This window comes from Lentisalinibacter sediminis (assembly GCF_040706615.1).
Lineage (GTDB): Bacteria > Pseudomonadota > Gammaproteobacteria > Steroidobacterales > Woeseiaceae > Lentisalinibacter > Lentisalinibacter sediminis.
In genome coordinates this window covers 622,967-636,838 of the sequence record NZ_JAPDRF010000003.1, presented here as the reverse complement: position 1 = coordinate 636,838, position 13,872 = coordinate 622,967, and the positions used below count along the sequence as shown (strand labels likewise).

General features: G+C 68.5%; 10 protein-coding genes. 9 read left to right on the top strand and 1 reads right to left on the bottom strand.

Features of this window, described 5'->3' with window-relative positions:
- Positions 1–43 precede the first annotated feature (43 nt).
- Positions 44–742 (bottom strand): TetR/AcrR family transcriptional regulator, encoded by a 699-nt coding sequence (locus ACJMKX_RS07795; protein ID WP_405223407.1) that lies wholly within the window; start codon positions 740–742, stop codon positions 44–46.
- A 104-nt stretch (positions 743–846) separates the two neighbouring features.
- Here ACJMKX_RS07795 and ACJMKX_RS07790 point away from each other — a divergent pair, with 104 nt between their 5' ends.
- The 9 genes from ACJMKX_RS07790 to ACJMKX_RS07750 all read left to right on the top strand — a co-directional run bounded on the left by ACJMKX_RS07790 (position 847) and on the right by ACJMKX_RS07750 (position 13,871).
- Positions 847–2,643 carry an acyclic terpene utilization AtuA family protein gene (locus tag ACJMKX_RS07790; RefSeq protein ID WP_405223404.1) on the top strand — a complete coding sequence of 599 codons (1,797 nt, stop codon included), beginning with the start codon at positions 847–849 and terminating at the stop codon, positions 2,641–2,643.
- A 1-nt stretch (position 2,644) separates the two neighbouring features.
- Positions 2,645–4,267 carry an acyl-CoA carboxylase subunit beta gene (locus ACJMKX_RS07785; RefSeq protein ID WP_405223401.1) on the top strand — a complete coding sequence of 541 codons (1,623 nt, stop codon included), beginning with the start codon at positions 2,645–2,647 and terminating at the stop codon, positions 4,265–4,267.
- Positions 4,268–4,269: 2 nt separating this feature from the next.
- A complete protein-coding gene (locus tag ACJMKX_RS07780) occupies positions 4,270–5,076 on the top strand; it encodes an enoyl-CoA hydratase/isomerase family protein (protein ID WP_405223398.1) in 807 nt (268 codons plus the stop codon).
- Positions 5,073–7,064, top strand: a complete 1,992-nt coding sequence (locus tag ACJMKX_RS07775; protein ID WP_405223800.1) for an acetyl/propionyl/methylcrotonyl-CoA carboxylase subunit alpha — start codon at positions 5,073–5,075, stop codon at positions 7,062–7,064. The genes ACJMKX_RS07780 and ACJMKX_RS07775 overlap by 4 nt, the downstream gene beginning before the upstream one ends.
- A 34-nt stretch (positions 7,065–7,098) precedes the next feature.
- Entirely contained in the window at positions 7,099–8,238 is a 1,140-nt protein-coding gene (locus tag ACJMKX_RS07770; protein ID WP_405223395.1) for an NAD(P)H-dependent flavin oxidoreductase, read from the top strand.
- Positions 8,239–8,264: 26 nt separating this feature from the next.
- Positions 8,265–9,062: a TIGR03084 family metal-binding protein gene (locus tag ACJMKX_RS07765; RefSeq protein WP_405223392.1), complete on the top strand. Its 798-nt coding sequence runs from the start codon at positions 8,265–8,267 to the stop codon at positions 9,060–9,062.
- 310 nt (positions 9,063–9,372) lie between these two features.
- Positions 9,373–11,169 (top strand): PHA/PHB synthase family protein, encoded by a 1,797-nt coding sequence (locus ACJMKX_RS07760; protein WP_405223389.1) that lies wholly within the window; start codon positions 9,373–9,375, stop codon positions 11,167–11,169.
- A 42-nt stretch (positions 11,170–11,211) separates the two neighbouring features.
- Positions 11,212–11,976, top strand: a complete 765-nt coding sequence (locus ACJMKX_RS07755; RefSeq protein WP_405223386.1) for an SDR family oxidoreductase — start codon at positions 11,212–11,214, stop codon at positions 11,974–11,976.
- A 110-nt stretch (positions 11,977–12,086) separates the two neighbouring features.
- On the top strand, positions 12,087–13,871 hold the full coding sequence (locus ACJMKX_RS07750; protein ID WP_405223384.1) for a thiamine pyrophosphate-binding protein: 1,785 nt from the start codon (positions 12,087–12,089) through the stop codon (positions 13,869–13,871).
- Position 13,872 lies beyond the last annotated feature (1 nt).

Sequence of the window (13,872 nt, the reverse complement as noted above, 5' to 3'; positions counted from 1 at the left end):
ATAACTTGGAAAAGTTGCAAAAGTTCGGTCCGGCACCTATTCCTTATTCCAGGCGGGTGGCTATGGCTTCCAGACGGCGGGTGATCGCCTCCAGGTCTGCGTGGCCGGCCGGCTCTTCGCCGACGTGTGCGATGCCCTGCCAGACCATGTGCATGAGGCGCTGGACGTTCCTCGCGATCTCAACCAGGTCATCGGCCGCGTGCCCCCGCAGCAGGTAGGTGCGGCACGAGTACTCGAGCGCGCCGTAGAAGAGGTCACGGATATTCCAGATAGGGATGTCCTTGCGGATCTCGCCTCGGTTCATGCCCTCGCGGATCACATGGTCGAACACGGCCACATAGGTCTTGTTGAACTGCAGATACCCGGAGCTCTCGTACTCCGACATCTGCCGGTAGGTCGCCATCGCAAGCTCGATGATGCGCCACTCCGACAGACAGCTGATCATGTGATGGCGGGCCAGGAACTCGAGCTGCTTGCGCGTATCCGCGAGCCCGTGCACGCCTTCCTCCGCACTCGCCGTCAGCCGCTCGTAGAACGTGCCTACCACCGCGTGCAGGAGCGCTTCCTTATTCTTGAAGTAGAGGTAGATCGTGCCCTCGGCGACCGCCGCCCGCCTGGCGATCTCCGCGATGCGTGCGCCGTCGAAGCCGTGTTCCCGGAACACCTCGTGCGCCGCCACGATGATGGCCTCCTCGCGCGCTTCCACCCGCTCACGGCGCGTCCTTGGCTCGGCGTCACTCATGCTCGCATCCAGCCTGAAAAAGCAATAATGAACTTGACTCATTTATACTGAATTGCTTTCATAGTCAACCGGAGCCGGCTGCAGAGCGCCGGACAGAGGGGCTTATGGCGAAGGACATCCTGCGCATCGGCGGTGCGGTCGGCTTCTGGGGCGAGACCTCGATAGCCACCCCGCAGCTGCTCGCCGCCGGGGTCGACTACCTCGTCTACGACTATCTCGCCGAGATCACCATGTCGATCATGGCCCGTGCCCGTGGCGCCGACCCGGAGCGCGGCTACGCCAGCGACTTCGTCTCCGCCGTCATCCGGCCGAACCTCACCGAGATCGGGCGCCGGCGCGTGAAAGTGATCTCCAACGCCGGCGGCGTGAACCCGGATGCCTGTGCGGATGCCATTCGTGCGCTGGTGAAAGAGGCGGGCCTCGATCTCAAGGTCGGCGTCGTGCGCGGCGACGACCTCACCGACCGCATCGCCGACCTCGCCGAAATAGACATCCGCGAAATGTTCTCCGGCGCGCCGCTGCCGCCGGCCGAGCGTATCGCCAGCGTGAACGCCTACCTCGGCGCGCTGCCGATCGCCGCCGCGCTGGACGCCGGCGCCAACATCGTCGTCACCGGCCGCGTGGTCGACAGCGCCGTCACGCTGGCTGCCTGCCTGCACGAGTTCGGCTGGCCGCCGGACGATTACGACGCCATGGCCGGCGCCAGCGTCGCCGGTCACATCCTCGAATGCAGTACCCAGGCCACCGGTGGCAACTTCACCGACTGGGAACAGGTGGCTGACGGCATCGCGGACATCGGCTATCCCGTCGCGGAGATCTCGCCCGACGGCAGCTTCGTCTGCACCAAGCCTGACGGCACCGGCGGCCTGGTCAGCATCGGCACCGTCGCCGAGCAGATGCTCTACGAGATCGGCGACCCGCAGGCCTACGTCCTGCCGGACCTGATCTGCGACTTCTCCGGTGTAACCCTCGAGCAGGCCGGCCCGGACCGGGTGCGTGTCAGTGGCGCCCGCGGCAGGCCGCCGAGCGACACCTACAAGGTGAGCGCGACTTACGCCGACGGTTACCGCGGCGGCCAGCTCCTGTTCTTCTATGGCTTCGATGCGGAGCGCAAGGCACGCGCCTATGCGGACGCCGCACTCGCCCGCGCCCGCAGCCGTCTCGAGCAACAGGGCATGGACGACTACACCGAGACCCTCGTGGAAGTCTTCGGCGACGAGAGCCACTACGGCGCCGCGCGGCGCATCGCCGGCGCCCGGGAGGTCACGCTGAAGATCGCCGCGAAACACGCGGACCCGCGCGGCGTCGGCGCGCTGCTGCAGGAAACCATCGGCGCGGCGCTCAGCGCGCCGCCGGGGCTCACGCTGTTCTCCGGCGGCGGCCGGCCGAAGCCCTCTCCCGTGGTGCGCCTGTACTCCTTCCTCTACCCGAAGAGCGACGTGCCCGTCACCGTCGACGTCGACGGCGCCACCGGTCGCGTGAAACCGCCGCCCGGCGGCCCGTTCGATGCCGATGCCATTCGTCGGCCGGCGTGGCCGGCTGCGCCCGATCTTGCCGGCGACACCGTCGACGTGCCGCTGGTGAAGCTCGCCTGGGGCCGCAGCGGCGACAAGGGCGACAAGGCCAACATCGGCATCATCGCCCGCCGGCCCGAGCACCTGCCGTACATCTGGGCGGCCCTCACCGAGAAGGCGGTCGCGGCCCGCTTTGCCCACTTCCTCACGGGCCCGGTCGAGCGCTTCCTGCTACCCGGCTCGAGCGCCGTGAACTTCCTGTTACACGACGTGCTCGGCGGCGGCGGCGTGGCGAGCCTCCGGAACGACCCCCAGGGCAAGGGCTACGCTCAGGTCCTGCTGGATCACCCCATCCCCGTGCCGGCCACGCTGGCGGAGACGCTCTGACATGCCCCTCTATCACTCCCGCATCGACACCGCCGCCGACGGCTATGCCGACAACCGTGCCGGCATGCTCGGCCTGATCGAAAAGCTGGAGGCGCTGAACGCGCGCGGCGCGGCAATCTCGGAAAAGCGCCGGCCCCGCTTCGAGGAACGCGGCCAGCTCACGCCGCGGGAACGCCTGTCGGCCATGCTCGATCCCGGTATGCCGTTCCTCGCCATCGGCAACATCGCCGGCTACCTCTACGACACGAGCGAAGAGGACAAGTCGCTGCCCGGCGGTAACGTGATCGTCGGCATCGGCTTCATCGCGGGCGTGCGCTGCGTGGTCTCGGTGAGCGATTCCGGCATCCAGGCTGGCTCGCTCACCGAGCCCACTGCCTACCGCATCCTGCGCGGCCAGGAGATCGCGCTGGCCCAGAAGCTGCCCTTCGTGCACAGCGTCGAGAGCGCCGGCGCGAACCTCATGCAGTACAAGGTGGGTGGCTTCCTGGGCGGCGGCACCTTCTTCGCGAATCTCGCGCGCCTGAGCGCGGCCGGCATCCCGGTGGTCAACATCCTGAATGGCTCGTCGACGGCCGGCGGCGCCTACATGCCCGGCCTGAGCGACTACGTCATCGCCGTGCGCGGCCGGGCGAAGGCATTCCTGGCCGGGCCGCCGCTGCTGAAGGCCGCCACCGGCGAGATCGCCACCGACGAGGAACTGGGCGGCGCCGAGATGCACTCGACGGTATCGGGCCTGGTCGAGTACGTGGCCGAGGACGATGCCCACGCCGCGCTCATCGCCCGCGAGGTGGTGGCCCGCCTCGCCTGGAACGACCGCTGCGCGCGGCCGCCGGCGCGCGATGGCGCCGAGCCGTTGTACGACCCGGACGAGATCGCCGGCATCGTGCCGCTGGACTACCGCCGGCCCTACGAGGTGCGGGAAGTCATCGCCCGCATCGTCGACGGCTCGGACTTCCTGGACTTCAAGCCCCGCTACGGCGCGGGCACGGTCTGCGTGCAGGCGGAGATCCACGGCCAGGCCTGCGGCATCCTCGCCAACAATGCGCCCATCGATCCGGACGGCGCCACCAAGGCCACTCAGTTCCTGCAGCTGTGCGACCAGTCCGACCTGCCGGCGGTCTTCCTGCAGAACACCACCGGCTACATGGTGGGCAGGCACTACGAGCAGGGCGGCATGATCAAGCACGGCTCGAAGATGATCCAGGCCGTGACCAACATCTCGGTGCCGCGTCTGACGCTGATGATCGGGGCGAGCTACGGCGCCGGCAACTACGGCATGTGCGGCCGCGGCCTCGACCCGGACTTCCTGATGACCTGGCCGAACGCGAGCACCGGCGTCATGGGCGGCGACCAGGCCGCCACTACCATGTCCATCGTCACCCGGGCGGCGGCGAAGGCGAAGGGCCGGGAACTGGACCCGGCGGAGGTCGAGGCCCAGGAGCGGCGCCTGGCCGAGCACTTCGATTCCCAGTCGAGCGCCTTCTACACCTCCGGCCACATGCTGGATGACGGCATGATCGATCCCCGGGACAGCCGCCGCACGCTCGGCTTCATGCTCGAGACGGTGTGGGAGGCGAGGAACCGCACGGTGAAACCCAACAGCTTCGGTATCGCGAGGATGTAACCATGAGCGACCTGCCCGATACGAAAAACCTCGACCTGGAACTCGCCGGCGGCTGGCTCACCATCTGGCTGAACCGGCCGAAGGCGAGGAACGCGCTATCCGCCGAGATGATCGAGGAGCTGATCGCGGTGCTGGAAGCGGTGCGCGATGACCGTGCGGTGCGCGGCATCACCGTCCGCGGCCGGGCCGGCATGTTCTGCGCCGGCGGCGACGTGAAAGGCTTCCGCGCGGTATTCCAGGGCGGCGGCCAGAGCGCCGACGACGTGGCCGCGGCCAGCCGCCGGGGCGGCGAGCTGTTCGCGCTGGTGGACTCCATGCCCCAGGTGGTGGTGATGCTGGTGGAGGGCGCGGCCGTCGCCGGCGGCCTCGGCATAGTGTGCGGCGGTGACGTCGTGGTGGTCACCCGGGACGCCCGCTTTGCGCTGACCGAGGCGCGTCTCGGCATCCCGCCGGCACAGATCGCGCCCTATGTCGTGCGGCGGATTGGTCTGGCCGCCGCGCGGCGCATCATGCTGACCGCCGCGGAATTCGACGGAGCCGGCGCCAGGGACATCGGCATCGCGGATTTCCTCGCCAACGACGCCGACGAACTCGAGACCCTGGAGGCCGTGATCCGCGCCGACGTGTTGCGCTGCGCGCCCGGCGCGATCGCCGTGACCAAGGAACTGGCGCGGGCGGCAGTCAGGCTGGACCCCGAGGCCATGACCGATCTCGCCGCCCGGCGCTTCGCCGAGTGCATGCTGGGGGACGAGGGCCGCGAGGGCGTGGCCGCCTTCGTCGAGAAGCGCAAACCGGGTTGGTCGCCGTGACGCTCGAGCGCATCCTCATCGCCAACCGGGGCGAGATCGCCTGTCGCATCATCCGCGGGGTGCAGGCGACCGGGCGCCGGGCCGTCGCAGTGTACTCCGAGGCGGATGCCGACGCGCCCCACGTGCGCCTGGCAGACGTCACCGAGTGCATCGGCGCGGGACCCGCTACCGAGTCCTACCTGAACATCGAGGCCGTTCTGCGTGCGGCGGAGACCGCCGGGGCCGACGGCGTGCATCCCGGCTACGGCTTCCTGGCGGAGAACGCGGACTTCGCCCGTGCCTGCGCCGCCGCGGGACTCACATTCATAGGGCCGCCGGCGGAGGCCATCGAACTGATGGGCAACAAGGCGGCGGCCAAGCGGCGCATGATCGAAGCGGGTGTGCCGTGCGTACCCGGCTACGAGGGCGAGGACCAGGGCGATGCAGCCTTCGCCGCCGCCGCCCGTGACATCGGCTATCCCGTCATGGTGAAGGCGGCCGCCGGCGGCGGCGGCCGTGGCATGCGTCGGGTCGAGCGCGAGGCGGACCTGGCATCCGCCCTCTCCTTGGCCCGCAGCGAGGCGGAGAGCGCCTTCGGTTCCGGCGAGCTGATCCTGGAGAAGGCGGTGGTCGACGCCCGGCACGTGGAGATACAGGTAGTCGCCGACGACCACGATGCCGTCATCCATCTCGGCGAGCGGGACTGCTCCGTACAGCGCCGCCATCAGAAGGTGGTGGAGGAGGCGCCCTGTCCGGTGATGACGGAGAAACTGCGCGAGGCCTTGGGCGCCGCGGCGGCGGACGCGGCCCGCAGCATCGACTACCGGGGCGCCGGCACCGTCGAGTTCCTGCTGGACGCGTCCGGCGAGTTCTACTTCCTGGAGATGAATACCCGGCTGCAGGTAGAGCACCCCGTGACCGAGATGGTGACGGGCCTGGACCTGGTCGCGCTGCAGTTGCGGGTGGCCGAGGGGCGCGCGCTCGGTGTCGAGCAGCACGAGGTCGCGCTGCAGGGTCACGCGATCGAGGTGCGCCTGTACGCCGAGGACCCTGCACGGGGCTTCATGCCGTCTACCGGCCGCATCGAACTGTGGCTGCCGCCGTCGGGCGAGGGCATCCGGGTGGATGCCGGCGTCGCGACCGGCTCGGAGATCTCGCCCTGGTACGACCCGATGGTGGCCAAGATCATCAGCCATGGCGAAACCCGGGACGCCGCCCGTATGAACCTCATCCGCGCGCTGGAGGGCACGGCCCTGTTCGGCGTGGCGAACAACCGGGACTTTCTGATCGAGGTGCTGCGGCAGCCGGACTTCGCCGAGGGCCGGGCCACCACGGCCTTCCTCGAGGAGCAGGGCGAGGGCGTCTTCGGCGGCGGTCCGCGGCCAGTCGATGCCGCCGTCGCGGCGCTGCTGGAATACACCCTTGCCGGTGAGGCCGCGCTGGCGGCCAGCGTCGGCGTATCGTCCAAGTTGCTCGGCTGGTCGAGCGCTGGCCGGCTGGTATCGCGCTACCGCTACGAGCTGGAAGGCCAGCCGGTCGATCTCGCCGTCAGCTCCTCACCCGAGGGCACTGTGACGGTGACCGGCGCGAACGGAGAGTGGCGCCTGCGCATCCTTGAGCGCGAGGCGCACCGGGCGCGTATTGCCATCGACCACCGCATCGTCGACGTGCTGTTCCACTTGTCCCGACCGGGGTTCATCCACCTGTCGGTGGACGGTCGCGCCGCCGCGTTCGAGAATCTGAGAGAGAGCGTCGCGGCGGCAGAGGAGTCCGGCGGCGGCCGGGTCACCGCCGCCATGCACGGGCTGATCACCGAGGTCGCGGTTGCGCCCGGCGCGACGGTCACGCGGGGTACCCGGCTGCTGGTGCTGGAAGCCATGAAGATGCAGCACGAGGTATGCGCGGAGATCGACGGCGTGGTGACCGCCGTGCACTGCGAGGCCGGGCGGCAGGTGGCGGCCGACGAACTGATCCTGGAGATCGAGCCGGCGGACGACGACGCGGCCTGAGCCGCCGGCGACCCTTGCTTTACTGGAGGAATCTATGAAATCAGCCCTGTGCGAGCGACTCGGTATCGAATTCCCGCTGTTCGCTTTCAGCCACTGCCGCGACGTGGTGGCGGCCGTCTCCCGTGCCGGCGGCATGGGCGTGTTCGGCGCGGTGACGCTACCGCCCGACCGGCTCGAGGAGGAACTGTCCTGGATCGACGAACACGTCGACGGCAAGCCCTACGGTGTGGACCTGATCGTGCCGAACAAGGTGGAGGGCAAGGGTCAGGCCGTCGACGAGGACCAGCTGCTCGCCGCCGTGCCCGACGCGCACAAACAGTTCGCCGCAGGCCTGCTCGCGAGCCGTGACATCTCCACCGAGGACCTCGAGGACGGGCGCCGCGAGCACGTGCGCTTCGCGAAGAATCTGCAGGAAGGTGGCGCCGGCGAACTGCTGGAAGTGGCGTTCTCGCATCCCATCAAGCTCATCGCCAACGCACTGGGCGTGCCGCCGCAGATCATGCTCGACATGGGCAAGCAGCATGACGTGGCCGTCGCGGCGCTGGTGGGCGCGAAAGAGCATGCCATCCGCCAGGTGAACGCCGGTGTCGACATCCTCGTGGTGGCCGGCGGTGAGGCGGGCGGCCACTGCGGCGACGTCTCCACCCTGGTGCTGGTGCCGGAGGTCTGCGAGGCGGTGCGCCCCATCAGCGACGTGCCCATCCTGGCCGCCGGCGGTATTGTCACCGGGCGCCAGATGGCCGCCTGCATGGCTATGGGCGCGGACGGCGCCTGGACCGGCTCTGTGTGGCTGACCACGGCCGAGGCCGAGACCAACCCGGTGGTGAAGGAGAAGATGCTGAAGGCGAGTTCCCGGGATACCGTGCGCTCGCGCAGCCGCACGGGCAAACCCTCCCGTCAGCTGCGCTCGCCGTGGACCGACGCCTGGGAGTCCGGCGACAGCCCGCCGCCCCTGCCCATGCCACTGCAGTCCCTGGTCAGCGAGCCGGCGCTCAGGAAGCTGGACAAGCTGGCCCAGGGCGGTCACGCCGGCGCGGGCGAGCTCGCCACCTACTGGGTGGGCCAGGGCGTCGGACTCATGAATCAGGAGAAGTCAGTGCGCGCCGTGGTACAGGAGTTTCAGGAGGATTTCCTCGCCGCCTACGAGCGGCTCGGCGATTTCCTGGACAACTGAAGGCAACCGGCGACGGGGAGGCAGTCATGTTCCAGCAGGTGATCGATTTCCGCGACGAGAGCGAGGCGCTTTACCAGCTGCTGGCGCCGCTGGCCGACGAGCAATTCGCGCGGCGCACACAGTTCAAGGACTGGACCATCGACGACGTCATCGGCCACCTGCACCTCTGGAACCGGGCGGCGGCGCTGTCGCTGGCGGACCCGGAGGCGTTCCGGCAGTTCCTGGCCGAAGTGATGGCCGCGGCACAGAAAGGCGGCATGCGGGCCTTCGAGCGGGAATGGCGCGGCGAGCTGGCCGGCCGCGCGCTGCTGGAGGACTGGCGGGAGTTCTACCTGCCCATGTGCGAGCGCTTCGGCGAGGCCGATCCGAAGGCCCGGGTGCAATGGGCAGGGCCGGACATGAGCGTGCGCTCGGCCATCACGGCCCGCCACATGGAAACCTGGGCTCACGGCCAGGAGGTTTACGACGAACTCGGCGTCGTGCGCCGGGATACCGACGGCATCAGGAACATCGCCGTCCTCGGCGTCAACACCTTCGGCTGGACCTTCCGCAACCGGGGCCTGGAGATACCGGAGCAGCCGCCCTTCGTCCGCCTCGATGCACCCTCCGGCGCCGTCTGGGAATTCAATGAGCCGAGCGACGTGAACTACGTGGCCGGTGACGCCACCGAGTTTTGCCAGGTGGTGACCCAGACCCGCAACGTGGCCGACACGAGTCTCGACGTGAAGGGCGAGACCGCCGTCCGCTGGATGGCCATGGCGCAGTGCTTCGCCGGCCCGCCGGAGGACCCGCCCGAACCAGGCACCCGCCACACGGTGAAATAACCACGTAGGAGGGCCTTCAGGCCCGATCTTCGCCTGAGCTGGTCGAGCGCTGATCGGGGCTGAAGCCCTCCTACATGCCCATCGATGCCTCCGCTGCATCAAGGACGACCCCACAACCCTTACCCATCCGCTGACGCGCCCGTAGCCGGTAGGTCTGGCACCAGTCAGCAGGCGTCGCTGACCGGCAGCCCCTTCACGCCACCGCATGACGGCCATAAGAGAACACGTTTCGGTTTACCCGACTTGCTGCAGCGCAAGAAGCCTGTAGCATCGGGCGAGCCTTTTTGTGCACGATCCGGGGGTCGGGACCATGGCGAACAACGGTGGCGAAGAAGAAAAAGGGACCTCGCTCGCGGCATCACTTGACGATTTCGTCAGGGAATATCAGCCGCTCGGCAGGCAGGACGCTCAGAAACTGGACCGGGAGGTGCGTTCGCTGATCGCCCGGGCCACGCGGGGCATGTCGCCGGTGGAACTCTCGCTGGCGTATCTGGACTGGCTGGTGCATCTCTCGCTCTCGCCCGGGAAGGTCGCGCTGCTCACCCAGAGCTTCATACGCAAGACCGTCCAGCTGGGCATCTACAATCTCAAGGCCATGTTCGGCCGCGGCGGTGAGCCGCCGGCGCGAATCACGGAGCGGCGTATGCAGGGCGAGGCCTGGCAGCGCTGGCCGTTCAACGTGATGGCCCAGGGGTATCAGCTCAGCCAGGACTGGTGGCACGAGGCCACCACCGGGGTGGACGGCGTCGACCGGTCCCGCGAGCAGCTGGTCGCGTTCATGGCACAGCAGATACTGAGCCTGGCCTCGCCGATGAACGTGCCGCTCACGAATCCGGAGGTCATCCAGACCACCGTCGCCGAACGCGGCCGTAATCTGCTGCGCGGCGCGCGCAACCTGGTCGACGATCAGCTGCGCAAGGCGCGCAACCAGCCACCGCCGGGCGTGGAGGCCTACCGGCCGGGCGAGAGTGTGGCCGTGACCCCGGGCAAGGTGGTCTACGAGAACCGCCTGATCGAGGTGATCCAGTACACGCCGCAGACCGGGGAGGTGGGCGCCGAGCCGGTGCTGATCACGCCCGCGTGGATCATGAAGTACTACATCCTGGATCTCTCGCCGAAGAACTCGCTGGTCCGCTACCTGGTGGAGCAGGGCAAGACGGTGTTCATGATCTCCTGGAAGAACCCGACCGAAGCCGACCGGGACCTGGGCATGGACGACTACCTGAATCTCGGCATCATGGCAGCGCTGGATGCGGTGAGCGCCGTCGTGCCGCGGCGCAAGATCCACCTGGTCGGCTACTGCATCGGCGGCACGCTGGCCTATGTCGCCGCAGCGAAGATGGCCCGGGACGGCGACGAGCGGCTGAAGTCGCTGACCATCTTCGCCGCGCAGGCGGATTTCAGCGAGGCGGGCGAGATCCGGTTGTTCCTCTCCGACAGCATCGTCTCGTTCCTCGACAGCTTCATGTGGAAGCAGGGCTATCTCGGCGTCGAGAACATGGGCGGCGCCTTCGCGGCGCTCAGGGTGAGCGATCTCGTGTACGCGCCCGCGGTCGATCGCTACGTGCTCGGCAAGGAGCCGCAGCTGAACGACCTCATGGCCTGGAACGCTGACGGCACCCGCATGCCGCCGCGCATGCATTCCGAGTACCTGCGCCGGCTGTACCTGGACAACGATCTGGCCGAGGGGCGTTTCGAGGTGGAGGGCGAGAAGGTGCACCTCGACGCCGTCGACGTGCCGCTGTTCGTCGTCGGTACGGAGACCGATCACGTGGCGCCGTGGAAGTCGGTTTACAAGATCAACCGGCTGACCAATGCCGAGGTGACCTTCCTGCTCACCAGCGGCGGCCACAATGCAGGTATCATCAGCGGCCCCAGCCATCCGCGGCGCCGCTACCGCCTGCGCACCCACGCACCGGGCGAGAGCTACATCGCGCCGGATCGCTGGCTGGCCGAGACGCCGCCGGAGGACGGTTCCTGGTGGCCGGTGTGGGACGCGTGGCTGGACGCGCAGACCACCAGCCGGGTGAAGCCGCCGTCCATTGGCGCACCGCGCAAGGGCTACCGCCCGCTGCGCGACGCGCCCGGCGAGTACGTCTTCGGCTGAACCACACGCATTCGATAACGACAACGAGGAGCAATCATCCCCATGGACCTCAAAGACAAGACCATTGCGATCACCGGTGGCGGGCGCGGACTCGGCGCCGCGATGGCTCTCCGCCTGGCTGCCCGCGGCGCGAAGCTGGCGCTGGTGGACCTGGACGAGGACGCCCTGAATTCGACCGCCTCTGAATGCGAGAAGGCCGGCTCGTCCCGGGTAGCCGTGTACAAGGCCAATGTCGCCGAGGAGGAGTCGGTGGTGGCGCTGTTCGAGGACATCGGGAGCGATTTCGGCGCGCTGCACGGGCTGGTGAACAATGCGGGTATCACCCGGGACGCGCTGACGCTGAAGGTCAAGGACGGCGAACTCGTCTCCAAGATGACCCTGGATCAGTGGCAGCTGGTCATCGACGTGAACCTGACCGGCGTGTTCCTGTGCGGCCGGGAGGCAGCGGCGAAGATGATCGCCACCGGGTCGAAGGGCTGCATCATCAACATCTCCTCCATCTCCCGCGCCGGCAACATGGGTCAGGTGAACTACTCGGCCACCAAGGCGGGCGTGCAGGCCATGGCCGTCGTGTGGGCCAAGGAGTTCGCCCGCTACGGCATCCGCGCCGCCTCCATCGCGCCGGGCTTCATCGGTACGGAGATGGTGATGTCCATGAAGCCGGAGGCCCGCGAGAAGCTGACGAGAGGCATACCGTCCGGCCGGGTGGGCGACCCGGACGAGATCGCCCACGCGGTGCAGTTCATCCTGGAGAACGACTACGTCAACGGCCGCTGCATCGAGGTGGACGGCGCGCTAAGGCTGTAGGAGGGGATTTATCCCCGATTCGATATCGGGCTGTAGGAGGGCCTTCAGGCCCGATCCATCAGACAATCGGGCCTGAAGGCCCTCCTACATGAATTATTTAGGGGGACACAATGAACGACGCGCAATCACCCGCGACGAAACAGATGATCGGCGGCGAGGTGCTCGCCGCCATGCTGGCGAAGGAGGGGGTGGACACGATCTTCGGCATCGTGGACGGCACCTATCTCGGCTTCTACACCGCGTTCCAGAAGTACGGCATCCGCCTGGTCTCGCCGCGGCATGAATCCACGGCGGCCCATATGGCCGGCGCCTACGCCCGCGCCACGGGCCGGCTCGGCGTATGCATGGCCAGCAACGGTCCCGGCGTCGCCAACATCCTGCCCGGTGTGGCCGTGGAGCAGGGCGAGGGCAACCGGGTGCTGCTGATCACGAGCTGCCGGCGCACCGGTCTCGCCTACCCCGACCGGGGCGGCACGTTCCAGTATTTCGACCAGGTGGGAACGACGGCGCCCATGAGCAAGTGGTCGGGCGCGGTGGCCACACCGGACCGGCTGCCGGAACTGGCGCGGGAGGCGTTCCGCATGTCCTGGATCGGGCGTCCCGGTGTCGTCCACCTGGACGTACCCGAGAACCTGATGAACGGGCCGGCGGAGTATCCCGCCGACTTCCTGCGCGAGCCGCCCAGCTATCGGCCGGTGACGCCGCTGGCGGTCGATCCCGATCAGGTGCGCGCGGCGGCGGACATGCTGCGCGAAGCCCGGTTGCCGATGCTCCACGGCGGCACCGGGATCGTGCACGCGGAAGCCGCCAAAGAATTGCAGGCCGTGGCCGATCTGCTGCAGGCGCCGGTCACGGTCAGCTGGGGCGCCCGCGGCGCGCTGGACGAGTCCAGCCCGCTCGCCATCCCCAACAGCACTCTGGATGTGGCCCGCGAGGCACGCGGCCGCAGCGACCTGTTCCTGATCCTGGGTTCCCGGGTCGGCGAGACCGACTGGTGGGGCCGCGGCCGCTTCTGGGGCGGCTCGGACCCGGAGGTGCCCAAGCGCACCATCCAGGTGGACATCGACCCGGAAATCATCGGCCGCAACCGGCCGGTGGACCTGGGCATCGTCGGAGACGTCAAGGTATTCCTGCAGGCCCTGGCCGAGGAGCTCGAGCGCGAGCCGGTGACCGATCGCCTGATCACCGCGCGCGGTCAGGCCATCGCGGAACTCGCCGAGGCACGCGCGAAAGTCCGCGCCGGGCTGGACGCCGTGCTCGCCTCGGACACCTCGCCCATGCATCCGGCCCACGTGCCGGCCAAGGCGCGGGAAGTGTTCGGCGACGACGGCATGCTGGTGATCGACGGCGGCAACACGGCGGTTTGGTGCGCGCACTATTACCGCAACGCGAGGCCGGATGCGGTCTACTCCACCTTCAAGTTCGGCATGCTCGGTGCCGGCGTCGGCCAGGCGCTCGGCGTGAAGACGGCGTGCCCGGATCGTCCGGTGGTCTGCATCATCGGTGACGGCGCCATGGCCATGCATATGCAGGAGGTCGAGACCGCGGTGCGCGAGAAGCTGCCGCTGGTGTACGTGGTGCTCTGCGACAAGCAGTGGGGGATGGTGAAGCTCACCCAGACGGTGGGCATCGGCCAGCTGCGCCAGGCCATGGGCATCGACGCCGATTCCACCATCAACACGGATTTCGAGGAAACCCGTTTCGACGATGTCGCGAAGGCCATGGGCGCCATCGGCGAACGCGTGGCCGACCCGGCGGAGCTGGAGGGCGTGCTCCGGAGCACGATGGAGTCCGGCCGGCCGGCGGTGATCCACGTGGACGTGGACCCGATGGCCCACCTGATGGCGCCGGGGCTGACCGAGTTCAAGGAGATGCACGGGGAGCCGGTAGGCTGAG